At 69.8% G+C, this 23,652-nt stretch carries 16 protein-coding genes; 7 read left to right on the plus strand and 9 right to left on the minus strand.

Annotated features, from left to right (window positions below):
• From QTH87_RS24750 to QTH87_RS24770, 5 genes are all read right to left on the minus strand, one after another.
• Positions 1-267 (minus strand): aldehyde dehydrogenase family protein (locus tag QTH87_RS24750; RefSeq protein WP_286612923.1); only part of this gene is annotated, 267 nt, incomplete at its 3' end.
• Positions 268-296: 29 nt separating this feature from the next.
• Positions 297-1,052 (minus strand): fumarylacetoacetate hydrolase family protein, encoded by a 756-nt coding sequence (locus QTH87_RS24755; RefSeq protein ID WP_286612925.1) that lies wholly within the window; start codon positions 1,050-1,052, stop codon positions 297-299.
• The gene (locus QTH87_RS24760) at positions 1,049-1,675 is read right to left on the minus strand and encodes a fumarylacetoacetate hydrolase family protein (RefSeq protein WP_286612927.1); all 627 of its coding nucleotides are present in this window, start codon (positions 1,673-1,675) and stop codon (positions 1,049-1,051) included. Before QTH87_RS24760 ends, QTH87_RS24755 begins: the two co-directional genes overlap by 4 nt.
• Positions 1,672-2,112, minus strand: a complete 441-nt coding sequence (gene hpaR, locus QTH87_RS24765) for a homoprotocatechuate degradation operon regulator HpaR (RefSeq protein ID WP_286612928.1) — start codon at positions 2,110-2,112, stop codon at positions 1,672-1,674. The genes QTH87_RS24760 and hpaR overlap by 4 nt, the downstream gene beginning before the upstream one ends.
• An 83-nt stretch (positions 2,113-2,195) precedes the next feature.
• A complete protein-coding gene (locus tag QTH87_RS24770) occupies positions 2,196-3,014 on the minus strand; it encodes a class I SAM-dependent methyltransferase (RefSeq protein WP_286612930.1) in 819 nt (272 codons plus the stop codon).
• A 195-nt stretch (positions 3,015-3,209) separates the two neighbouring features.
• On the opposite strand from QTH87_RS24770, the gene QTH87_RS24775 reads away from it, so the two are divergent.
• From QTH87_RS24775 to QTH87_RS24795, 5 genes are all read left to right on the plus strand, one after another.
• On the plus strand, positions 3,210-4,451 hold the full coding sequence (locus tag QTH87_RS24775; protein WP_286612932.1) for an MFS transporter: 1,242 nt from the start codon (positions 3,210-3,212) through the stop codon (positions 4,449-4,451).
• Between the two features lie 27 nt (positions 4,452-4,478).
• Positions 4,479-5,870: a DNA repair protein RadA gene (gene radA / locus QTH87_RS24780; protein WP_286612933.1), complete on the plus strand. Its 1,392-nt coding sequence runs from the start codon at positions 4,479-4,481 to the stop codon at positions 5,868-5,870.
• A 73-nt stretch (positions 5,871-5,943) separates the two neighbouring features.
• Positions 5,944-6,516, plus strand: coding sequence for a TetR/AcrR family transcriptional regulator (locus QTH87_RS24785; protein ID WP_286612934.1), 573 nt, complete (start codon positions 5,944-5,946; stop codon positions 6,514-6,516).
• Between the two features lie 156 nt (positions 6,517-6,672).
• Positions 6,673-7,149 (plus strand): (2Fe-2S)-binding protein, encoded by a 477-nt coding sequence (locus QTH87_RS24790; protein ID WP_286612936.1) that lies wholly within the window; start codon positions 6,673-6,675, stop codon positions 7,147-7,149.
• Positions 7,150-7,171: 22 nt separating this feature from the next.
• Entirely contained in the window at positions 7,172-9,442 is a 2,271-nt protein-coding gene (locus QTH87_RS24795) for a xanthine dehydrogenase family protein molybdopterin-binding subunit (protein WP_286612938.1), read from the plus strand.
• Between the two features lie 60 nt (positions 9,443-9,502).
• Here QTH87_RS24795 and QTH87_RS24800 read toward each other — a convergent pair whose 3' ends face one another.
• Entirely contained in the window at positions 9,503-15,652 is a 6,150-nt protein-coding gene (locus QTH87_RS24800; RefSeq protein ID WP_286612939.1) for an autotransporter outer membrane beta-barrel domain-containing protein, read from the minus strand.
• A gap of 420 nt (positions 15,653-16,072) precedes the next feature.
• Here QTH87_RS24800 and QTH87_RS24805 point away from each other — a divergent pair, with 420 nt between their 5' ends.
• Positions 16,073-17,179 carry an RNA methyltransferase gene (locus QTH87_RS24805; RefSeq protein ID WP_286613043.1) on the plus strand — a complete coding sequence of 369 codons (1,107 nt, stop codon included), beginning with the start codon at positions 16,073-16,075 and terminating at the stop codon, positions 17,177-17,179.
• Here QTH87_RS24805 and QTH87_RS24810 read toward each other — a convergent pair.
• Genes QTH87_RS24810 through QTH87_RS24820 form a run of 3 tightly spaced genes read right to left on the minus strand, consistent with a single transcriptional unit; the run spans position 17,141 to position 19,288 of the window.
• Positions 17,141-17,479 carry a hypothetical protein gene (locus QTH87_RS24810; RefSeq protein ID WP_286612941.1) on the minus strand — a complete coding sequence of 113 codons (339 nt, stop codon included), beginning with the start codon at positions 17,477-17,479 and terminating at the stop codon, positions 17,141-17,143. The two genes, QTH87_RS24805 and QTH87_RS24810, sit on opposite strands and share 39 nt — an antisense overlap.
• A 2-nt stretch (positions 17,480-17,481) precedes the next feature.
• Entirely contained in the window at positions 17,482-18,321 is an 840-nt protein-coding gene (locus QTH87_RS24815; protein ID WP_286612942.1) for a YihY family inner membrane protein, read from the minus strand.
• A 4-nt stretch (positions 18,322-18,325) separates the two neighbouring features.
• Positions 18,326-19,288 (minus strand): hypothetical protein, encoded by a 963-nt coding sequence (locus tag QTH87_RS24820; protein WP_286612944.1) that lies wholly within the window; start codon positions 19,286-19,288, stop codon positions 18,326-18,328.
• Between the two features lie 316 nt (positions 19,289-19,604).
• Here QTH87_RS24820 and QTH87_RS24825 point away from each other — a divergent pair, with 316 nt between their 5' ends.
• Positions 19,605-23,336, plus strand: a complete 3,732-nt coding sequence (locus QTH87_RS24825; protein WP_286612945.1) for a response regulator — start codon at positions 19,605-19,607, stop codon at positions 23,334-23,336.
• Positions 23,337-23,652 lie beyond the last annotated feature (316 nt).

Raw genomic sequence — 23,652 nt, forward strand, 5'->3', positions numbered from 1 at the left:
GCCGCAGTCGTTGGTCTCGGTCTCGGCGATCTCGGGCACGTTCGCCGCGATCAGGTCGCCGAGCTTGCGGATCAGCCTGGCGCGCTCGGGCGCGGGCAGGCCGGCCCACTTGGGGATGGCTTCCTTGGCGGCGGCCACGGCCGCGTTGACTTCGGCCTCGCCGCCCGAGGCGACCTCGGCCAGAACCTCCTGGGTGGCGGGGTTCACGGTCTGGAAGTAGTCGCGGCCGGCGACGGATCTGCCGTTGATGAGGTGGTCGATCTGCATGGTCGTCTCTGGAGGATGTGGAGCGCGGGTCAGGCCGCGGCGATGGTGTTGACCAGCGCGCCGATCTGCGCGATCTCGGTCACGACGACGTCGCCGGGGCGGCAGTCGACCACGCCGTCGGGCGTGCCGGTGAGGATCAGGTCGCCGGGCTGCAGCGTCATGAAGGCGCTGAAGTATTCGATCAGGAAGCGCGCGTCGAAGATCATGTCGCGCGTGTTGCCCTGCTGCGTGAGCTTGCCGTTGACCGTGGTCGACAGCGCCAGCGCCATCGGGTCGTCGATGTCTGCGGCATCGACGAGCCAGGGGCCGATCGGCGTGCAGGTGTCGCGGTTCTTCACGCGCAGGTTGGGGCGGTACCAGTTCTCGAGGTAGTCGCGGATCGCGTAGTCGTTGGCCACGGTGTAGCCGCCGATGAAGTCGTAGGCGTCGTCGCGCCTGACCTTCTTTGCGGTCTTGCCCACCACGATCACGAGCTCGCATTCGTAGTGCATGTACTGCACCTCGGCCGGCCGGTACGTGAGCTGGCGGTGGCCGGTGAGCGTGCTCTCGCCCTTGACGAACACCAGCGGTTCCTCGGGCGCCTTGAATTCCAGCTCCTTCGCGTGGTCGGCGTAGTTGAGGCCCAGCGCGAGGATGGTGCGCGGACGCGGCACTGGCGCCAGCGGCGGCAGCCACGACACGGCATCGGGCTGCAGCAGGCGGCCGTCGGCCAGTCGCAGCCGACCTTCGTCGGCCTCGATCGCGTCGTGCACCGCGCCTTCGAACAGGATGCGCGCGTGCTTCATGCCTCACCTTCCTTCTCGAGCGTGTTCACCAGGGTCTCGAAGCCCGGGGCGCTGATCTCGATGCGGTCGCCCGCGCGTGCCAGCGGCCGACCGGCGTCGCAGCCGAGCATCAGCACCTCGCCATGCGCGAGCGTCATGAACTCGCCGACATCGGCCAGCAATTGCGAGGCACTGCGCACCGTGTGCGCGAAGTCGACCGATTGCCTGAGCTCGCCGTTGATGCGCACCTCGAGCCTGAATTGCGCCGGGTCGGCTACCTCCTGCGCGTCGCGCAGCGCGGGGCCGACGCCGAGGAAGCCGTCCACGCACTTGAACCTGACCGGCGGCCGGAAGAAGCTCGCGTGAGGTATCGAGATGTCGTTCATGAGCACGAAGCCTTCGACGTCGTTCTCGGCGCCGATCACCATCGCGATGGTGGCGCCGACCTCGACCGCGTCGACGCTTGCGGGCACGGCGATCGCACGGCCGCTCGGGCTCCAGGTGTTGGCGGTCTTGACGTAGAGCACCGGCGCTTTGGGCGGGGCCTTGTAGGGCGGCTGGTTCATCTGCGGCGCCAGCGCCTCGACCTCCGCCCTGAAGTTGAGCAGCACGCCGTAGACGGTGCCGGTGGGGAGAAAGCTCATGGTTCGGGTTTTTCCAGTGCGATCAGTTCGTCGAGCAGCGCATACATCTGCGCGAGCTTGTCCTTGCCCAGCGCCTCTTCCATCCACGTGTAGTGGGCCTCGATGCTGGTCGACAGCTTGGTCACGAGCTTGCGACCGCGCGCGGTGGCCTCGACCACGGTGCTGCGCTGGTCCTCGGGGTCGCGGCTGCGCGTGACGAGGCCGTCGCGCTCCATGCGCGCGAGCATGCCGGTGAGGCTCGGACCCAGGATGAAGGCCTCGCGCGCCACGCGGCCGGTCTCGACCGCACCGTGCTCGCCGAGCACGCGCAGCACGCGCCATTGCTGGTCGGACAGCGCATGCTCGCGCAGGCTGGGCCGCGTGTGGCCCATGACGGCCTCGCGCGCCTGCAGCAGCAGGCGTGGCAGGTTGCGATGGGTGAAGGCGGTGCTGCTCATGGCTGATGAATTATTTAATATATTAAATAGTCGGGTCAAGTGCTCGATGCCGCGGGTAAACCCTTGCGGCCGGCGAAGGGGCGCTACCGCGGTGCCACGCCCTTCACCGCCCAGGCGATCGCTGCATACGAGCGCGGCCCGTCGGCATCGCCGTCGAGGTAGGCGGCTTCGACGGCTGCGCGCAGCCTGGCGCGGGCCGCATCGTCGAGCGTGGCAACGTATTCCGCGCCGGGCCCGTCCTTGCCCTCGTAGGGGCTCCAGTAGTCCGCAAAGGAGGCGAACTCCATCCGGATGCCGAGCGTCGTTTCCTCGACCCGCTGCAGACCGGCCTCCCGCCATGCGCGAGCCAGCTCGCCGGGCCGCGTCATCGGCCGCGTGAAGTTGCGTGCGCGCCGGGCAACGGCCTGCGGATCGAGCGCAGCGGCCGTGTCGAAGAAGATGCGGCTCGGAACGAAGCCGCCGCGCGCATCCCAGACGGTCGCGGCGACCATGCCTCCCGGCCTGACCACGCGCCGCATCTCCGCCACGGCCCTTTCGGCCGCCGGCACGAAATGCAGCACCAGCAGCGAGAGCACGCGGTCGAAGCTGCCGTCGGCGAAGGGCAGCGCGCAGGCGTCGCCGACCTCGAAGACGATGCGCGGGTCCTGGTTGTGTCGCCGCGCATGATCGATGTAGGGCTGCGCGAGGTCGATGCCGCGCACCTCGCCGGCGCCGGTGCGGCGCGTCACGGCAAAGGCCAGGTGGCCGGTGCCGCAGCCGACGTCGAGCACGCGCTCGCCGTCGGCGGTGCCCGTGAAGTCGAGGAAGGGCAGCGCGAGCAGGCGGCTCCAGCGCCCCATGAGCTTCTCGTAGGCATCGCCGTCGGCGGCGACGAAGGTGGAGGACGCGGCAACGGGATTCATCGGCAATCTCCCTTTCGCACCCGCCGGCATCGGCCGGCAAGCGCGTCGATCATGCTAGGCCGCTGCCGGCAGCGACGTCAACCGGACGGAAGGGCCGCCAGCCGCGCCCTGCAGACATCCGCCATCGGCGAGACAATGGCCCGGCCTCTGTCCGCCGGGCGGCCCAGGGCAACCCATCCGAAGCTCACCCCGCGCATGTCATCCCCGCCCGCCGTTCCCCCTCCGGTTCCTTCATCGTCCTCCTCGTTCTCGCTGCGGCGCATCGCGGTGCCGGCCTTCGGCCCGTCGCTGCTGTTCGGCATCGGCGAGGGCGCGATCCTGCCGATCGTGCCGCTCACGGCGCGCGACCTCGGCGCCTCGGTGCCGATCGCCGCGCTCATGGTCGCGCTGATCGGCATCGGCTCGCTGCTCAACAACATCCCGGCCTCCTTCATCACGATGCGCTGGGGCGAACGCGGCGCGATCGTGGCGGCCGGCATCTGGAGCGCGCTCGGCATGGCGCTGTGCGTGGGGACCTCGCACCTCGGTCTGTTCGCGCTCGGCTGCTTCATGGTGGGCATGTCGCAGGCGGTCTACAACCTGGCGCGCCAGAGCTACATGACCGAGGCGGTGCCGATGGAATTCCGCGCCCGGGCGCTCTCCACGCTGGGCGGCGTGATGCGCATCGGCATGTTCATCGGTCCCTTCCTCGCCGCGGCCGCGGTGCATTTCTTCGGGCTGTCTGCCGCCTACGTGGTCGGCATCTTCGGGGCCGTGGGCGCCGCGATCGCCGGCGCGCGCATCCCCGACCTCGAATTGCCGCCGCTGCCGCCCGGCAACGTCGCGCCCGCGGCCGCCACCATCGCCTCCACGGTGCGCGATCACCGGCACGTGTTCCTGACGCTGGGCATCGGCGTGATCCTGATCAGCGCCGTGCGGGCTTCGCGGCAGGCCGTGATCCCGCTGTGGGCCGACCACCTGATGCTGGCGCCCTCGGTGGCCTCGCTGATCTACGGCCTGGCGGGCGGCATCGACATGCTGGTCTTCTATCCGGCCGGCCGGGTCATGGACCTGAAGGGCCGCGTCTGGGTCGCTGTGCCGTCGATGCTGGTCATGGGCACGGCGATGCTGCTGATGCCGCTGACCACCGGCGCCCTCACGCTGCTGGCGGTGGCGCTCGCGATCGGCTTCGGCAACGGCATCGGATCGGGAATCATCATGACCATCGGCGCCGACCATTCGCCGCGCCACGGCCGCGCGCACTTCCTCGGCGTCTGGCGGCTGATGTCCGACATCGGCTCCTCCTCCGGCCCGGCGCTGCTGTCGTTCCTGGCGGGGGCCCTGTCGCTGGCGGCGGGGATCGTGGTGACCGGGCTCATGGCGCTGGCAGCGGCCGCGACGCTGGCCTACTGGATTCCGCGGCACGGGGATCGCGGAGGGCGGCGCCGGCCCGGCTAGGGCCGCGCGGCTCCCTACACTCGACCCATGGCCAAGGAAAAAACTCTCTACGTCTGCAGCGACTGCGGCGGCACCAGCCCCAAGTGGCTCGGCAAGTGCCCCAGCTGCGGCGCGTGGAACACATTGATCGAGCAGGTCGGCGCTCCCGCGGGCGGGCCGGCCAACAACCGCTTCGGCACCCAGTTCGCATCGCTCGCGGGCTCCTCGGAGCTCGCCACGCTGTCCGAGATCGAGGCCACCGACATCGCGCGCACGCCCACCGGCATCGACGAACTCGACCGCGTGCTCGGCGGCGGCATCGTCGACGGCGGCGTGACCCTGATCGGCGGCGACCCCGGCATCGGCAAGTCGACGCTGCTGCTGCAGGCGGTCGACGCGCTTCAGCACGCGGGCCGCAACGCGCTCTACGTCACGGGCGAGGAAAGCGGCGCGCAGGTGGCGCTGCGCTCGCGCCGGCTCGGACTCGACCACTCGCAGGTGCAGGTGCTGGCCGAGATCCAGCTCGAGAAGATCATCGCCACCCTCGACGCGCACCGGCCGGCGATCGCGGTCATCGACTCGATCCAGACGGTGTATTCCGACCAGCTCACCTCGGCACCGGGCTCGGTGGCGCAGGTGCGCGAATGCGCCGCCCACCTCACGCGCTTCGCCAAGGCCAGCGGCACCGCGATCGTGCTGGTGGGCCACGTCACGAAGGAAGGCGCGCTGGCAGGTCCGCGCGTGCTCGAGCACATGGTCGACACGGTGCTGTACTTCGAGGGCGACACGCATTCGAGCTTCCGCCTCGTGCGGGCCATCAAGAACCGCTTCGGCGCGGTCAACGAGATCGGCGTCTTCGCGATGACCGAGCGCGGCCTGAAGGGCGTTGCCAACCCGAGCGCGATCTTCCTGAGCACGCATGCCGAGCCGGTGCCCGGCAGCGTGGTGCTGGTCACGCTCGAGGGCACGCGGCCGATGCTGGTCGAGATCCAGGCGCTGGTCGACAACGGCGGGCCGAGCCCGCGGCGCCTGTCGGTCGGCCTGGACCGCGATCGCCTGGCGATGCTGCTCGCGGTGCTGCACCGGCACGCGGGCGTGGCCTGCATGGACCAGGACGTGTTCGTCAACGCCGTCGGCGGCGTGCGCATCAGCGAGCCCGCGGCCGACCTGGCCGTGATGCTCGCGATCACCTCCAGCCTGCGCGGCAAGCCGCTGCCCAAGGGCTTCATCGCCTTCGGCGAAGTCGGCCTGGCCGGCGAGGTGCGGCCGGCGCCGCGCGGGCAGGAGCGGCTGCGCGAGGCCGCCAAGCTCGGCTTCAGCGTCGCGGTGGTTCCCAAGGCCAACGCGCCGCGCAAGGGCACGAAGGAGATCGAGGGCCTCACGATCCACGCGGTGGAACGGATCGAGGAAGCGCTCGATATCGTGCGGCAGATGCAGTAGCCGGCGGGTGATGCGAGACGGTCTTTAGCGAATATATGTTCGCCAAAGAAGCCGGTTCGGCTAAGATCGCGGCGTGAAACCCAAGGACGAGGACAAACTCCGCGCCATCGCCGAGGCCACCTTCATGCTGGTCGAGCAGACCGGACTGAGCGGCCTCACGATGGCGGCCATCGCGCGCGAGGCGGGCCTCGCCACAGGCACGCTCTACGTCTACTTCAAGTCCAAGGAAGAGCTGATGGTCGCGCTCTACGAGCAGGCCAAGACCGCGACCGCCGCGAGCCTCATGCACGGCGACGACCCGAAGGCGCCGTTCCGCAGCCGCTTCATGCGCATGTGGATGAACTGGCTCGAGCACCGACTCACGCACTACGCAGAAGTCGTGTTCATCGAGCAGTACTACAACTCGCCGTGGTTCGGCGAGCAGAGCCGCAACCTCTCGGCACGGCTCGTCAAGGACTGGGTCGAGCTGATCGAGACCGCCAAGACGCAGCAGATCCTCAAGGACGTGCCGACCGTGCTGCTGATCAACAGCTTCGGCGGCTCGGTGCGCGAGACCGCCAACCTGCTTCGATCGGGCGCCCTGCAGCGCACCGACGCCCACCTGGCGCAGGCCTTCGGGCTCTGCTGGGACGGCATCAAGGCCTGACATGGCCCCCACGCTCGACATTTCATGTACTCGCTGGCCCCCGAGGGGGCGCAGGCCGGCTTGGGACGGCCCGGCGCCGGCCTGAATCACTTGACCTGTTCCTGCCACAGGTCTATCGTTTAACCGAATTATTGTTCATCAAAAGAAGAACCCCACATGACCACCACGCTGCACATCAATGGCCGCGACCGCCAGGTCGACGCCGACCCGTCCACCCCCATCCTCTGGGCGCTGCGCGACACGCTCGGCATGACCGGCACCAAGTTCGGCTGCGGTGCAGCGCTCTGCGGCGCCTGCACGGTGCATCTGAACGGGCAGGCGATCCGCTCGTGCATCACGCCGATCTCGGCCGCCGCGGGCCAGAAGATCACCACCATCGAGGCGGTCACGGAAGGCAGCGACAAGGTCGGCAAGGCAGTGCGCGCGGCCTGGGTCAAGCATGACGTGGCCCAGTGCGGCTACTGCCAGAGCGGCCAGATCATGTCGGCCACTGCCTTCCTGAAGTCGGTGCCGGCCGGCAAGCTGCCCAGCGAGACCGAGATCGACTCGGCCATGGCCGGCAACATCTGCCGCTGCGGCACCTATGCCCGCATCCGCGTCGCGGTGGCCGACGCCGCGAAGTCCCTCGCCTGAAGAAGCCTAGGAAAGACCTCCCATGAACTTCGATCAAGCCACTTTCGAACTGCCCGCCAACCTTCGCGCGCTGCTGAACACGCGCGACGTCGACAGCGCAGAGCCCCAGGGCCTCGCGCGCCGCAGCTTCCTCAAGCTCACGGCGGCCGGCGGCTTCGCGCTCGGCGTCTTCCCGGCGGCCGCGCTGGCGCAGGACAAGGGCAAGGACGCAGCCGCGGCAACGGCCGGCAAGCCTGCAGGCCTCAAGCCGCTGCAGCAGCCCGCAGCCTTCGTGCGCATCGACCGCGACGGCACCACCACCATCACCATCAACCGGCTCGACTTCGGGCAGGGCGTGCAGACCGGGCTGCCGATGATCCTGGCCGAGGAGCTCGACGCTGACTGGTCCAAGGTGAGGAGCGTGCACGGCAGCAACGACCCGGCCTACGTCGACCCCGCCTTCGGCATGCACATCACGGGGGGATCGGGCTCGATCAAGAACTCGTACACGCAGTACCGCGAACTGGGCGCGCGCACCCGCGCGATGCTGGTCGGCGCAGCGGCGGCGCAATGGAAGGTGGATGCGGCCACGCTGCAGACGCGCGACGGATTCGTGATCGGTCCGGGCGGCAAGAAGCTCGGCTATGGCGAGCTGGCCGCGGCGGCGATGAAGCTGCCCGTGCCCGAGACGGTCAAGCTCAAGGACCCGAAGGACTTCCGCCTCATCGGCAAGGCCACGGGCCGGCTCGATGCCGAGGCCAAGTCCAGCGGCCAACAGAGCTACGGCATCGACATGAAGCTGCCCGGCATGCTGACCGCCGTGGTGATGCATCCGCCGGTGTTCGGCGCCAAGCCCAAGTCGGTGGACGACAAGGCCGCAAAGGCGATCAAGGGCGTCAAGGCCGTGCTGCGCGTGCCGCTCGATCGCGGCGCCGAAGGCGTGGCCGTCATCGCCGATGGCTACTGGCCCGCGAAGCAGGGCCGCGATGCACTCAAGATCGAATGGGACAGCAGCGCCGTCGAGAAGGTCGACAGCGACAGGCAACTGGTGCAGTACCGCGAGCTCGCCGCCAGGCCGGGCAAGCGCAAGTACGACGCCGACGTCTCGAAGATCGCGAGCGCGCCGCACAGGATCGACGCCGAGTTCGTCTTCCCCTACCTCGCGCATGCGCCGATGGAGCCGCTCAACTGCACCGTGAGCCTGGCCGGCGGCAAGGCCGAGGTCTGGACCGGCACGCAGATGCCCGGCATCGACGGCATGGCGGCCGCCAAGGTGCTGGGCGTGCCGCCCGAGAACGTCAAGGTCAACGTGCAGATGGCGGGCGGTGGCTTCGGCCGTCGCGGCCTGCTGAGCAGCGACTTCGTGGTCGAGGCCTGCAGCGTGGTCAAGGCGGCGCAGGCGGCGGGCATCAAGGCACCGATCCGCACGCTGTGGAGCCGCGAGGACGACATCAAGGGCGGCTACTACCGGCCGATGCACCTGCACAGCGCGAAGATCGGCTTCGACGCGCAGGGCAAGGTCACGGGCTGGGACCACGTCATCGTCGGCCAGTCGCTGATGGCCGGCACCATGTTCGAGTCCATGATGGTCAAGGACGGCATCGACGGCACCGCGGTCGAAGGCATGAAGGAACCCTACGAGCTCCCGATGCGGCTCACGGTGCACCACCCGAAGCTCAACGTGCCGGTGCTCTGGTGGCGCAGCGTGGGCTCCACCCACACCGCCTTCGTCATGGAGACGCTGCTCGACGAGATCGCGCGCACCACGAAGCAGGACCCGGTCGCCTACCGCATGAAGCTCATCGGCGACAAGCATCCGCGCCACAAGGCGGCGCTGCAACTGGCGGTGGACAAGTCCGGCTATGGCAAGAGGAAGCTCGAAGCCGGCCGGGCCTGGGGCGTGGCGGTGCACGAGTCGTTCGACTCGGTGGTGGCCTATGTGGTCGAGGCCTCGGTGAAGGACGGCACGCCCACGCTGCACAACGTCACGGCCGGCGTGCACTGCAACCTGGTGGTCAATCCGAAGAGCGTCGAAGCGCAGGTGCAGGGCGGCGCGGTGATGGCGCTGTCGATGTGCCTGCCGGGCGCGGCGATCACCCTGAAGGATGGCGTGGTGCAGCAGAGCAACTTCGGCGACTTCGTGGTTCCGCGCATCACCGACATGCCGCAGATCGCGGTGTTCACGGTGCCGAGTGCGGATGCACCCACCGGCATGGGCGAACCCGGCCTGCCGCCACTGGCGCCGGCGTTTGCGAATGCGGTGGCGGCGCTGACGGGGAAGGCGGTGCGGGAGATGCCGTTCAAGCTGGGGTGATTGGGCGGTTGCTGGCGATTCGGCCGAGGATCGAGTCGCCGACATGCGCTTCGCGTGGCCCTACCACTTGAAGCGAACCCCCACCCGGCCGCCCCAGCCGTGGTTGTCGCCGCTGTCGAGCGAGCGGTTGTAGTCGACCGAGCCGAACGCGCTCGCATTGCGCGCGATCTGCCCCGACAGTCCGATGCCGATCTGCGCCCAGGTCGACGCGCCGAGTGGTGCGCCCAGTGCCACCGCGTTGGTGCCCTGCAGGCTCGCGAAGGTGGTCGTCGCGTCGGAGTCGAAGGCATGCCAGATGTTCAGGCGTGCCCAGGCCGAGATGTCGCCCGACCCTTCGCCCTGCGCGATGCGATGCGTGAGGCGCGCGCCGATGCGGCCATAGAAGGTGCTGGTGTCGTCGAACGAGATGCGGCCCATGCGGTCCGCGCTGTCTTCCATCTTCGTCCACTGGTAGATGAGCTGGCCCTGCGGCTCGAGTGCCCAGCCTGGTGCGAGCGCGAAGGGGTACCCTCCCTCCAGCGATGCCGCGACGCCCCAGCCATCGGTCGACAGCCTCTCGGCGAAGATCGACTGGGTCTTGACGTTGTCGTAGCGCGTGCCTTGCAGCACGCCGTCCACGTACCACCCTGAAGTCCCCTTGCGTGTCCAGTAGGCGCCGAGCGCATAGCCGTCCATCGATGCGCTGCCGGCCCGGCCGCCGTAGATTGCATCGACATTGCTGTCGGTGTGGCCCATCGCGATGTAGGCGCCTGCGACATCGCTCTGGCCCGAAGCGTCGACGCGACGGAGAAGGTCGATCCCGGTCTGCGCGCCCGCCTCCTTGTAGTCGAGTGCCGGGCCGTTGCGCGTGAAGTCGTCGAGGCGATCGACCAGCGTGCTGCTGCCGCCGCCGTTGCCGGTTTCGCCGCTGGCTCCGAACAGGCGCCCCCACGCACCCATCAGACGCGGGCCTTCGCTCGTCGCGGTGATGTCGTCTTCGCCGGCGCGGTCGTGGTAGGTGCCGAGCATCGCGACGCCCAGCCGGCTCCCTAGCACGGGGATGGACATGTCGAGCGGGACTTCGACACGGTAGTTCGGCAACACGGCGATGGCCGTCGCGGCGGGTGGCGAGCCAACTCCTAGCCATGGTGGCGCCCCAATGGGTTGCGCCGTGAGCGCTGTCCCCGGCAAGGTCGAACGCAGGTACCAGCTCTCGCCAGTTGTCGTCCCGCCCCGGTACAGCAGGTATTCGTAGGCGCCGGCCGCCGCCCGCGCGCCGCCCAGCGAAAACGCCGAACCCGCAGTCGTCGCGCCGTTCGCTGCGTCGACCACCAGGATCCCGTCTGCGGTCGTAGGCGCCCCGCCCCCGCCCGCGTTGCTGATCTGCAGCGTCGAAGCGCCGCTTGCGCTGCCGCCGTTGATGACCAGCCGGTCGGACGGCGAGTTGTCGGCACCCAGGAAGGTGTTGAGCGCCACCCGGCTGCCGGGCGCTCCGGCGTAGCTGTTCACGGTCAGCCTGTTGCCGGGCGTCGCGTTGACGGCGCCGATCTGCGCCAGCCCGGCGTTGCGCAGTGTCCCGTTGATCGTGAAGACGCCGTTGCCGCCCGCCAGGATTGCCGGCTTGGCGAGCGCCTGCGCGACCGGCTTGCCCGCTGCGGTGGCGGCAAGGGGTGTCGCGCTCGCGCTCGCGATCGCATCGGCGACCTTCAGCACGCCGTTGTTCACGACGTCGCCGGTCACGCTGCCGTAGCCGCCGAGCGTGGCACCCGCATCGACCACGACCGTCCCGCCGCCAGCCAGCGCGGCACCTGGGCTGGCCGAGTCGCCGACCACCAGCGTTCCCGCGCTCACCGTGGTGCCGCCGCCGAAGGTGCTGGCGCCCTGGAGGATCAGTGTTCCTGCGCCGGTCTTGGTCATGGCGCCGGCGCCCGTGATGCCCTGCTCGACGATCGCCGCGAAGCCTTGCGTGTCCAGCGTCGCCCCGCCGCCTTCGATCGAGATCGGACGGGCCGCGGACAGCTCGAAGCTGCCGAGCCATCGCAGCGTGCCGCCGTTGAAGGTCAGGGCACCCGACGGCGCGCCGAGCACGTTGTCGGCCGGGATGGCCAGCACGCCCTGCTGGAGCACCGTGCCGCCCGCGTAGCTGTTGCCGCCGCCCGCCGCGGGGGCCAGCGTCACGGTGCCCGCGCCCTGCTGGACGACCCGGCCGGCGCCGGAGATCGAGCCGCCGAACGTGAGTGCATCGGACCGGTCGAACGCCAGCGTGCCATCGTTTGCCACATCGCCGCGGAAGCTTCCCGTCGTGCCGCCATTGCCCAGTTGAAGGATGGCCGGCGCCGCGATCGTCGTGGCGCCCGCGTAGGTGCTGTCGGCCAGCAGGATGGTCGTGCCGGCCAGCGCATTGACCGTGCCGGTGCCGCTCATCAGTGCAGTGAAGGCGTAGCCGGCCGCGTTGTGGTTGAAGTTGACCGTGGCCGTGCCGTCGCCCAGTGCCACGGTGGGCGAGTCGAGCGAGCCCGGGGCGGCGGGTGCCTGGCCGCTCGGCGCACCGATGTTCAGCGTGCCGGCCGACCCCGGGAAATAGGCCAGGTAGGTCGCGGGCGCGCTGACCGTGCCCCCTTCGCTGATCGTCAGAGTCCCGGCGCCGCCGTTGCCGACCGTCAGGTCCGGCCCGGTGTTGACCCAGCGCGAACCACCTCCCGTGACGACGGCGTTGCCCACGCCTGCGGCGAGGCGGCCGACGAAGCCCTGTGCGCTGGTCACGGTGGCCCCATCGGAAACCGTCAGCGCGCCGGCGCCGCTGCGGGCCACCTCGAAGGTCGAGTCGCTCGCCAGTGTCGACCCCGGCCCGTTGACCACGACGGTGGCCTGCGCACCGGCGTTCTCACCGATCACCACACTGCCGGCGCGCACCAGCCCGGCCTGCTCGACGGTCATCGTGCTGGTGCCCGACAACAGGCTCAGGAAGCTGCTGGTCGTCCAGCGCGAGCCGCTGCCGGTGACGCGCAGGACGGACGTCGCGCCACCCTGGAATGCACCGAGCGCGAAGCCGCTCTGGACGACGCCGCCGTTCTCGACGGTGAGCGCACCCGTCCCTGCATCGCCGATCGTGAGGCCGCTGCTGGTGGTCCACGTGGAGCCGCCGCCGGTCACCAGCACGGCACCTTGCGAACCCGGTTCGGCGCCGACGACGCTCGTCGTGCCTGTCACCTGGCCGCCATTCTCGATGCGCATCGTGCCGTTGCCCGAACGGCCGACGGTGACCGTGGCCGCCGGCGATGTGATCGCGCCGCCCCGCACGCTCAAGATCCCGCCGTCGGCGGTGGTGTTGCCGGTGTAGGTGTTGCTGCCGGTCAGCACGAGGGTCCCGGCGTCGGTCTTGACGAGGCCCCCGGTACCCTGGATCGCCGCACCGATGGTGGCGGTCATCGCGGCTCCCGCCGCGGTGCCATCTCCCACGCGGACGATGGTGTCGGCCGTCGTGGTCGTCAGCGGCTGGCCGCCGACCGTGTAGCCGTCGACTGCGAACTGCGCGCCGCCGAGGATCACCGGCCCCGCGCTGTTGTCCACATTCACCGTGCCGGGCGTGCCCTGGAAGATCGCGAAGCCATTGGTCTGCCAAGGCGCGTTGACGGTGCCGGTGCTCTCGGTCCAAGCGTCATTCGCCGGCGATGCCAGCCAGGTGCCCGTTCCACCGTTCACCGCGCTGTCGTTGAAGCGCGTGCTGTCGTTCCCGTCCCAGAAGGTCAGCGCAAGGCCCTGCGTGTGGACCAGGTTCACCTGGTTCGCCACCGACGTCTGCACGAAGAACGGCCCGCTGCCGGGTGGCATGGTGCCCAGGTTCAGGCCCTGGTTGGTCAACGCGCCGCCGTAGTTGATCACCCGGTACACGCCTGGCCCGAAGTTGCCGGTGGCCGACTGCGTGACGTTCAGGGTCCCGTCGAGCAGCAGGTTGCCGCCCACCACCGTCAGGTCGTTGAGCGGACCGCCCGCAACGTTGGCCTGACCGAATTCGTAGTCGAGGATCGAGCCGGCGGACAGCGACAGGTCGCCGCCGATGGTCAGCGTGCCTGGGCTGGCGCCCGGCGCGATGTGGCCGCCATCCTGCACCGTCACCGAGCCGGCGATGCGGCCGCTGCCTCCCAGCGTCGCGCCGCTCCGGACGGTGGTCGCCGTGCTCGCGAGCGAGCCGTCGACCTGCAAGGTGCCGCCGGCGATGGTCGTCGCGCCGGTATAGGTGTTGGCGCCGGTCATCGTGAGCGTGCCGGCCCCGATCTTCGTCAGGGCTCCGGCGCCGCTCGCCACGCCGCGGTACTCGCTCGAGAAGCCGTTGGTGTCCACGGTGCCGCCGCCCGCCAGCAGGTTGACCGGACGGCCGATGAAACCGAAGGCCGAAGCCAGATAGCGGAGGGTCCCGCCATCGAACACGATCGCGTTCCCGAGCGCGCCCAGGTTGGCGGGGTTGCTGAATGCCAGCACGCCCTGGTTGATGAGGGTCGCCCCGCCGTAGGTGTTGCTGGCCGTGAGGTTGAGCACGCCCGCGCCGTTCTTCGTCACGGACCCGGTACCGCTGATGACGCCGCCGTAGCTCAGGTTGTCGCTGCGATTGAAGAGCAGGGCGCCGTTGTCGGTGATGTTGCCGACCACGGTTCCGCCGGTTCCGCCGGTGCCGATGTGCAGCTGGGTCGACGGCCGCACGGTCACGGGGCTGGTCAGCGTGCCGCTGATCCGCAGCACGCCGTTCTCGACCTGCGTGCTGTTGAACGTGCCGCTTCCCGACAGGGTCCAGTCCGTCCCGGTCATCCGCAGGGTCTCGAAGTTGGCGAATGCGTTGGTGGCGGTGCCTGCTCCTTCCAGCGTCACGCCGTCGTTGCCCGCGCCACCGTCGGCGAGCCCGGTGATCTGCGAGCCGGTCCGAAGGATCAGCGTGTCGCTGCCGCCGCGCAGGTCGATGGCGGTTCCGACATCGCTGCGGATCAGGCCCGCATTGACCAGCGTCTCCTGTCCGTTCACGCCGCGCACTGCGAAACTGCGCTCGCTGATGATGCTGCCCGTGTTCTCGATCCTCGCCGCGAAGCTGCCGGCCACCGTGTTGGACAGGACCCCGTCGGCATTGACGCCCGACGCGCGGATCGTGCCGCTGTTCACCAAGGTGTTGTTGTTGCCCTGCATGAAGACACCGAAGGCGTCCCGACCCCCGACCAGGAGTTCGCCGCTGTTGATGAAGGTGCTGTCACCGTCGTCGGCGCGCAGTCCGTTGCCGCGCTGGCCGCTGGTGTTGACGGTGCCGCGGTTCTCCAGCGTGTTGCCCGCGCCGGACAGGACGTAGATGCCGTGCGCGCCCAGGCCGCTGACGTTCAGGGTTCCCTCGTTGCGCAGCAAATTGCCGGTGCTTTCGGCGACTTCCATGCCGCTCGAGCCGAGCCCGCTCGCGGTAATGACGCCGCCCGCGAGGTTCTGCACCGTGTTCCCCTGCCCGCCGAGAACGAACATGCCGAACGCACGGTTCTCGGTTTCCGAACTGCCGCCCGACGTGGTGACCGATCCGGCATTGGTCATCGACGAATTGGTCGTGTCGTTGAGGAGCATGCCGTGCGAGGCCTGGCCCCGCGTGACGATGCTGCCGTCGTTGCGCAGCTGGTGCCCGGTGCCGCTGGTGGCGCTCATGCCGAAGGCCTGGTCCAGGTTCGACTCGATCACGCCGGTCGCGGTGTTCGTCAACGTCGCCCGATCGCTGGCCTGCACGAACAGGCCACCGCCCTGGAAGGTGTTCAGCGTGATGCGCCCCGCATTGATCAGGCTGTTGCCGTCGCTGTTCGAGGCCAGCATGCCGGCGGCGAGGTCGCCAGAGATGGTGATCGTCCCGCCGAGCTCGTTGCGAAGCACGTTGTTGGTACCGATGGCGACGAAGCTCAGCGCGTTGAGCCCGTTGGTCGCGAGTGTTCCGAAATTGCGAAGGGTGGCGTTCTCGCCCACCGCGACCACGCCGATGGTGCCCGCGACCGGCGCGATGCGCCCGTAGTTGTTGAGCTGTGCGCCGGCCCCCAGCGTGATGAGGTTGAAGGTGCCGTCGCCCGTGACCACCGCATCGGCATTGATGTTGACGGTCACGCCGGATGCCGCGGAGGCATCGAGCGGCACGGTCGTGGGGGCGGGCCCGGTGCAGGTGACGGTCTGGCCGCTGGCCGGTGGATTGGGCAGGCAATCCGCGCTGGCGAGCCTGGCGTTCAATCCTGCGAAGAGGCCGGCTACGACGGACGCCGAGACGACGGCGATCTGGCGTGGCAACGGAGCGACACGATGCCGACCCGGGAGGTCATCGCGCGGCCTTCGTGCAGGCGCAGCTGGGAGCAAAGACATGGTCGTTGGCATTCCTTGCAGATTCATCCACACCGGATTCCTCGATCGCCGACCCGGGCCTTTCTATCATTCGCCCTCGCGAATGCGCAAGCGGGTTATGTGACTTTCGAGCCTCAGTCCTCGCGCAAGGCGCCGAGGCGTCGTCAGACAGCGAACGCAAATGGAAACGTTTCCCTTTGCGACATCGGCGCATCTGAAGGCTTTGTCCCTTGATCACATGCATTCAATCGCGGCCCGGCCAGCAGCCGGTGCCGGACTTGGCGCATGCACAATCCCCGCGTGTCATCCCTCCTGCGCATCCCCGACCTCCAACACCGCCTGCGTGAAGCCGGCGCCGGCCCGCTCCACGAGCACCGCATCCTGCGGCTGTGGTCGCACGCGCTGCCACGCGAGAGCGGGCGGCGCCTGCCCAGCACCTTCTTTCCGGCCTCGCTGCTGGCCGCGCTGCCCGGCATCGAGGCCGAGCTCGCCGCACTCGCGCGCGTCCACACGGTGCATGCGGGTGCCGACGGTTCCGAACGCCTGCTGGTCGCGCTCGCCGATTGCCAGACGGTCGAGAGCGTGCTGCTGCCGCGCCACGGCCTCTGCGTCTCGTCGCAGATCGGCTGTGCGGTCGGCTGCGGCTTCTGCATGACGGGGCGTGACGGCCTGCTGCGCCAGCTCGGCAGCGCCGAGATCATTGCGCAGGTCGCGCTCGCACGTGCGCGCCGGCCGGTGCGCAAGGTGGTGTTCATGGGCATGGGCGAGCCCGCGCACAACCTCGACAACGTGATGGAGGCGATCGACCTGCTCGGCACCGCGGGCGGCATCGGCCACAAGAACATCGTGTTCTCGACCGTGGGCGATCCGCGTGCCTTCGAGCGGCTGCACGGGCAGCAGCGCGTGAGGCCCGCGCTCGCGCTCTCGCTGCACACGACCAAGGCCGAACTGCGTCGACGCCTGCTGCCGCGCGCGCCTCGGCTCACGCCCGAGGAACTGGTCGAGGCCTGCGAGCGCTATGCGCGCGCGAGCGGCTATCCCACCCAGTACCAGTGGACGCTGCTCGAAGGCGTCAACGACGGCGACGACGAGATCGAAGGCCTCGTGCGGCTGCTCTCGGGCAAGTACGGCGTGCTCAACATGATCCCGTTCAACGCGGTAGATGGCGTGGACTTCAGCAGGCCCTCGCGGGAGCGCTGCGCGGCGATCGCGCGCCGGCTGCATGAGCGCGGCATTCTCACGAAGCTGCGCTATTCGGCCGGGCAGGACGTGGCGGGCGGCTGTGGCCAGCTCAGGGCGCGCGCGGCCGAACTGCCGGTGGTGACGCTGCAGCGGGATCGCGCGCCTTCGCTGCGGCAGCAGCCGTCGCGCGCGGCCACGTCAGCGATCGCGCGGCCCGCGTCGGCTGACGCTCCATGACGCCCGCCGGTAGATCGAGATCATGCGTGCGAGGCCCACGAGCGCGGCAAGATTCCCGATCAGCGCCAGGCCGAACAACGGGCCTCCGAGCTCCGCGAGCAGCAGCGCCACCACCACCGAAGCCGCCCAGAGCGCGCCCCAGCGCAGGATGTACATGTCCATGTAGGTCTTGAGCCAGACGTCGTTGCGCCGCGCGACGGCTTCGGCCTCTTCGTCGGAGGCCCCGGGCGGCACGCGCTCGAGCAGGCTGGTCGGCGACCAGAAGCGGGTCCAGAGCGAGGCGGGGCGGGTGCCGGGCATGCTCATCGGGCCTGTGGCTGGGCTCTGGACATCTTGCCGCCCGCCCGCCGACGCGTCAGCGCCAGGTTGGCCGTCATCATGGCCGCCACCAGCGTCACCAGCCAGGAGAAGTAGATCCAGAGCAGGAACATCGGCAATGCCGCGAAGGTGCCGTAGACCGCGCGGTAGGTGGGCACCTTCACGAGGTAGTGCGTGAATCCGCGCTTGCCGAGCTCGAAGCCGAGGCTCGCGACCACGCCGCCCGCAATCGCGTCGATCAGCCGCACGCGCGCGTTCGGCACGAAGTAGAACAGGCTCGCGAGCGCCACCACGCCGAGCAGGAAGGGCCCGAGGTCGAGCACGAAGGCAATCGATCGTGGCAGCGCGCCGAACAGCCCCAGCGAGCTGCCGAGCAGGTACGAGGTGGCCCAGAGGCTCAGGCCCAGCAGGGGCGGCCCGACCACCAGCATCAGCAGGTAGAGGCCGACGCGCTTCAGGAAAGGCCGGTTCTTCTTCACCTGCCACATCTGGTTGAGCGCGTTCTCGACCGTCAGCAGCAGCGCGATCGCGGCACCGAGCAGGCACAGCGAGCCGACCCAGGTCAGCCCGCTCGCGTTGGCGGCGAACTGGTTCAGGTACCGGAGCACCGTGCGCGCGATGTCCGCAGGCAGCAGCCGGTTCAGCAACAGCTCCTGCAGCGCATCCCTGAATCGACCGAAGGCCGGGAACTGCGTGAACAGCGCGAAGCTCGCGGCCAGCAGCGGCACCACCGACAGCAGGGTCGTGAAGGTCAGGCTGCCCGCGACCTGCGGCAGGCGCTCCTTGCGTGCGCGCTGGAAGGTCAGGCGCGTCAGCGTGAACATCGACTCAGGCCTGCGGCAATCCGAGCTCCCTCGCCTCAGCTTCGTAGGCCGCGTACGAGGCCTTCATCACGGCGCCGTTGAGGATCATCTCCGCCACCAGCGGCCGCGCCGTGGAGGCCTCGTACACGCGCGTGCGGACCCACACCGATTCGGTTCGCGCGCTCTCGCTCAGCGCGATGATCTCGCGCTCGAGCTCGTAGTCCTGGTCGACGAAGAGCGGGCCCTGCACGAGCCGGATCTGCTGGCCTGCGAAGAGGCCGACCGCGGGCTTGCGGCCGCTGAGGCCCGACTGTGCCGAGCTCGAGCCGAGCAGCACGCTGATCATCTCCGTCGGGATGATCGGCCGGCCCCACGGCGAACTGCTGCCTTCCTCGCGCGTGTACCAGCGGCAGGGCTCGGTGATGGCCGCGAGCTTCTGTGCCAGCGTGAACGGATAGAGGTCGCCCATGTGCTGGTCGAAGCCCATGCGGATCTTCTCGACCACGGCGCCGCGCTGGCCGACGCGCAGATCGCGGTTGATCACCAGTCCGGTGGGCGGCCGCAGCTTCGCGATGCGCGCCTGCAGTTCGTGCGGCAGGCCGGTGGGGTCGCCGATCGAGGCGCTGCCGGTCAGTACCGGCGTGCCGTCGCGCTTCTCGGCGTGGATGCGCACGAACTTCGCGTCGCTGCCTGGGGCCGGCAGTTCGACGAAGGCGCGCACCTCCTCGCCCTCGACCACCATGTTCTGGTAGTGCGCGCTGATGCAGCCGGTCTCGAACCAGGCCTGGCCGAAGATGCGGAACAGCAGCGGATCGAACTGGCTGAAGTGCGTGGGGCCCTCGATCGGGCCCGCGCGCAGGCCGAGGCTGTCGGCCATCGCGTCGTCGTGGATCGACTTGTGGCCGTCGAACTGCTGGTCGGCCAGCATCTGACGCGGCTGGCGCAGCGGGCCGCACAGGGCCGCGGGGGTGGAGAAGATGTCGGTCATGGGCGTTGTCTCCGGGTGGAGCGTGAGGGGCGAACGGGAGCGGGCTACACGATAGCAAGCATTCGTGCCGACCCGGTCCGCGCCCCTGCGTCGCGACGTCGCGTTTGCGACCGCATTGCGCGCGCCGAGGCAAGCGTCGGCGCTGCCAATTCACTCGCCGAACGCGCCAATCTCGCGGGCCGCGACGGCATGCGCGCGGCCGTGCGTGGAAGGTCCCTCGCCGCTAGACTGCATCCCCGTGTGCGCTCCTTCGCGCATCAACCCGTCGATCGCTGAAGGCCTATGCCAAATGGCTGAGTCCCGGTCCCGACCGCCCATGAAGCGTGCCCCGCCCGGCACTGCGTCGCGCGATCAGCGCGAGCCGTGGCGCCGGCTGGTCGAGTCCGGCCTGCGCTTCGACGCAATCGGCAGTGCGGGCGAAGTGCATGCCCTGGCGGTCGACCAGGCGGCAGCCCTGCTCGGCGCGCAGCGCGTGATGCTGGTGCTCGACACCGACGCCGGCCTGCAGAGCGCGGGCGCGATGCTGCCGCGCGGCGAGCAGGCGTCCGACCTGCTCTCGGCCATCGCGCCCTGGCTCGCGCAGGCGCGCCGCGCAGGCGATGGCACCCGCCTGCGCCATGGTCCCGAGGGCGTCGCGCCGGCCCGGCAGCGTTCCTGCCTGATCGCGCCGCTGGTCGCGGGTCCGTCGACGGGGCCGCAGACCGGGCCGTACCCGGGCTATCTCTACGCCGACGTCGAAGGCCACCTGGGCCGCTTCGGCCCGGCACAGCGCGACCTGCTGGCGGCGCTGGCACGCCAGGCGGCCCAGGCGCTGGCCCGCATCCGCGAGATGCAGGATGCGCATGCGCACCAGGCGGCCACGGCCGAGGTGCTGCAGGTCATCGGCGCCTCGATGGCCGACCCGGGCCCGGTCTTCGACAAGATCGTCGAGTGCTGCGAGCGCCTGTTCGACTGCACCTCCTTCGCGATCCTGATGGTCGACGACGACGGCAAGCTGGCGCTCAAGCGCTGGTTGGTCACGGCCAGCGGCCGCATCGAGATCGGCGCCGACCGGCTGGCCGAACTCGACGCCGCGATGCAGGCCAACTACCCGATGCCGCTGGTGGGCACCTCGGCCGAGCGCGCCTTCCAGATCCGCGACCTGGTCGAGATCGGCGACGCGCTGGGCGACCCCGATGCACCCGTGGTGCTGCGCATGAGCGCCCGGGTGGTCGGCCGCAGCTTCGCCAACCTCGCGGCGCCATTGATCTGGGAGGGCCGCGGCATCGGCGTGCTGAGCCTGCAGCGGGCGCGGCTCGGTGCGTTCTCGGCCGGCGACCGCGCGCTGCTGCGCACCTTCGCCGAGCAGGCCGTGATCGCGATCCAGAACGCGCGCCTGTTCAACGAGGCGCAGCAGGCGCTGCACCAGGTCGAGGAGCGCACCGCCGAACTCACCGAATCGCTCGAGTACCAGACCGCGGTGGGCGACGTGCTGCGCGTCATCAGCGAATCGCCGACCGACGTGATGCCGGTCTACGAGGCCATCCTCGACTGCACCATGTGGCTGTTCGAGGGCCCGACCGCCGCGGTGTTCAGCTACGACGGCCGGCTGGTGCACCTGGCGGCGACCCGCAACTGGTCGGCGCAGACGCTCGAGACCGCGCGCAGCGTCTGGCCGGCGCCGCCCGACCCGCACCAGATGAACGGCCGCGCCATCCTCGAGCGCCGCGCGCTCTCGACCGAGGACGCCTGGTCCGACCCCGACTACGACCGCCGGCTGGCCAACTCCGGCAATCGGCGCCGCATGATCTGCGCACCGATGATGCGCGACGGCGTGCCGATCGGCGCCATCTCGGCCGCCTGGCCCGACCCCGGCAAGACGCCGCAACGGCAGATCGATCTGCTGCAGCTCTTTGCCGACCAGGCGGTGCTGGCGATCGAGAACATCCGCCTCATCCATGAGACGCGCGACGCGCTCGAGCGCCAGACCGCGACCGCCGACGTGCTGCAGGTGATCAGCGAATCGATGGAGAACCCGCAGCCGGTGTTCGACAAGATCCTCGAGAGCTGCCAGCGCCTGTTCTCTGGCATCCAGCTGGGCATCTCGCTGGTCGGCGACGACGGCCGGATGCACCTGGCCGCGCACCGCGGCTCGGCGCGCGAGGTGCTGGAGCGCTACTACCCGCGGCCGATCGACCAGTCGTCGGTGGGGCAGGCGATGGCGGGGCCCGATGTGCTGCACTTTCCCGATGTGCTGAATACGCCCGGCCTGCCCGCCTTCATGCGCGAGATGGCGCTCGCGATCGGCAACTACGCGCTGATGCTGGCGCCGTTGTCCTGGGAGGGCAGGTACATCGGTTCGATCCACGTCTCGCGCCAGCCGCCGCAGCCCTTCGCCGACAAGGAGATCAGGCTGCTGGAGACCTTCGCCGACCAGGCGGTGGTGGCGATCCAGAATGCGCGCCTCTACAACGAGGCCAGGGAGGCGCGCGCCGCGGCCGAGGCGACCAACGAGGCCAAGAGCGCCTTCCTCGCCACCATGAGTCACGAGATACGCACGCCGATGAACGCGGTGATCGGCATGAGCGGCCTCCTGCTCGACACCCGGCTCGATGCCGAGCAGCAGGACTACGTCGCGACCATCCGCGACTCGGGCGATGCGCTCCTGACCATCATCAACGACATCCTCGACTACTCGAAGATCGAGGCCGGTCGCATGGACATCGAGGCCCATCCCTTCGATCTGCGCGAGTGCGTGGAATCGGCACTCGACCTCATCGGCACGCGTGCCAGCGAGAAGCGGCTCGACATCGCCTACGTGTTCGAGGGCGAGGTGCCCGCAGGCGTGAGCGGCGACCTGACGCGGCTGCGCCAGATCCTGCTGAACCTGCTGAGCAATGCGGTCAAGTTCACCGAGCGCGGCGAGGTGGTCGTGACCGTGACGGCGACGCCGCTCGAGGATGGCCGGGTGACGCTCCGGTTCGCGGTGCGCGACACCGGCATCGGGCTCTCGCCGCAAGGCATCACGCGCCTGTTCCAGTCGTTCTCGCAGGCCGATTCGAGCACCACGCGCAAGTACGGCGGCACCGGCCTCGGCCTGGCGATCAGCAAGCGGCTGGCCGAACTCATGGGCGGCACCATGTGGGTCGAGAGCGACGGACCCGGGACCGGCGCCACCTTCTTCGCGACCATCGAGGTGCCGGTGGCCGAGACACCGCCGACCCGGCGGCGCACCTTCACGGGCGTGCAGGTCGAGTTGCAGGGCAAGCGCGTGCTGGTGGTCGACGACAACGCCACCCATCGGCGCCTGCTCGCGCTGCAGACCGCCAAGTGGGGCATGGAATCGCGTGCCGCCGAGTCGCCGGCCGAAGCCCTGCGCTGGCTGGCCGAAGGCGAGCGCTTCGACCTCGCGATCCTCGACATGCACATGCCGGAGATGGACGGCGTCGAGCTCGCGCGGCGCATTCGCAGCGGCGGCCACGCGGCGCTGCCGCTGGTGCTTTTCACGTCGCTGGGGCGGCGCGAGGCGGGCGACGCCGATGCACTGTTCAATGCCTTCCTCTCGAAGCCGCTCCACCAGTCGCAGCTGTTCGACACGCTGGTGGGCCTGCTCGCGCACGAGCCGGTCGCGCGGCCCGCACCGGCGCCAGCCGCGCGGCCGCAGATCGATGCCGGCATGGCGCAGCGCCATCCGCTGCGCATCCTGCTGGCCGAGGACAACGCGGTGAACCAGAAGCTGGCGCTGCGCCTGCTGCAGCAGATGGGCTATCGCGCCGACCTCGCCTCCAACGGCATCGAGGCCGTGGAGTCTGTGCAGCGGCAGGCCTACGACGTGGTGCTGATGGACGTGCAGATGCCCGAGCTCGACGGCCTCGATGCCACGCGCCAGATCTGCGCGCTGTACGGTGTGGGCGAACGGCCGCGGATCGTCGCCATGACCGCCAACGCCATGCAGGGCGACCAGGAAGCCTGCCTCGCTGCCGGCATGGATGACTATGTGACGAAGCCGATCCGCGTCGACCGGCTGGTGGAGGCCCTCAACAACAGTCCGGCGCGGACCGACCGCTGAGTAGCGCTTGTGCGCGTGGAGCGGGTCTGGGGCTGCGCGCGTGGTTGGGCGTGTGGATCGCGCGGCGCGGCTGTGGCTGTGGGCTGCGCGGCGCGGCTGGGGGTGCGGGTCGCGGGCTCCTGCCGGGGCGGTCGGCGCGGCGCGCCGACTTCGTTGCGGTGCTCGCCCGGGAGCGGCGCCGCAGAACTCGCTACGTGCTCCTTCGGCGCACTGCGCTCAGACAGCTGCGGCGAGCCAGTCAACGAAGCGCGTGTCTTCGCACGCGCCCCGCTCCCGGGCTGCGCTCCTCACCGCCCCGGAAGTCGCCCGCGCCCCA

This window comes from Variovorax jilinensis (assembly GCF_030316885.1).
Classification (GTDB): Bacteria; Pseudomonadota; Gammaproteobacteria; order Burkholderiales; family Burkholderiaceae_C; genus Variovorax; species Variovorax jilinensis.

Coding starts and splice junctions, on each gene's coding strand:
- QTH87_RS24770 (WP_286612930.1), bottom strand. CDS start 3,014: ATGAATCCCGTTGCCGCGTCCTCCACCTTCGTCGCCGCCGACGGCGAT.
- QTH87_RS24815 (WP_286612942.1), bottom strand. CDS start 18,321: ATGTTCACGCTGACGCGCCTGACCTTCCAGCGCGCACGCAAGGAGCGC.
- QTH87_RS24810 (WP_286612941.1), bottom strand. CDS start 17,479: ATGCCCGGCACCCGCCCCGCCTCGCTCTGGACCCGCTTCTGGTCGCCG.
- QTH87_RS24755 (WP_286612925.1), bottom strand. CDS start 1,052: ATGAAGCACGCGCGCATCCTGTTCGAAGGCGCGGTGCACGACGCGATC.
- QTH87_RS24795 (WP_286612938.1), top strand. CDS start 7,172: ATGAACTTCGATCAAGCCACTTTCGAACTGCCCGCCAACCTTCGCGCG.
- QTH87_RS24790 (WP_286612936.1), top strand. CDS start 6,673: ATGACCACCACGCTGCACATCAATGGCCGCGACCGCCAGGTCGACGCC.
- QTH87_RS24775 (WP_286612932.1), top strand. CDS start 3,210: ATGTCATCCCCGCCCGCCGTTCCCCCTCCGGTTCCTTCATCGTCCTCC.
- QTH87_RS24825 (WP_286612945.1), top strand. CDS start 19,605: ATGAAGCGTGCCCCGCCCGGCACTGCGTCGCGCGATCAGCGCGAGCCG.
- QTH87_RS24820 (WP_286612944.1), bottom strand. CDS start 19,288: ATGACCGACATCTTCTCCACCCCCGCGGCCCTGTGCGGCCCGCTGCGC.
- radA (WP_286612933.1), top strand. CDS start 4,479: ATGGCCAAGGAAAAAACTCTCTACGTCTGCAGCGACTGCGGCGGCACC.
- QTH87_RS24760 (WP_286612927.1), bottom strand. CDS start 1,675: ATGAGCTTTCTCCCCACCGGCACCGTCTACGGCGTGCTGCTCAACTTC.
- hpaR (WP_286612928.1), bottom strand. CDS start 2,112: ATGAGCAGCACCGCCTTCACCCATCGCAACCTGCCACGCCTGCTGCTG.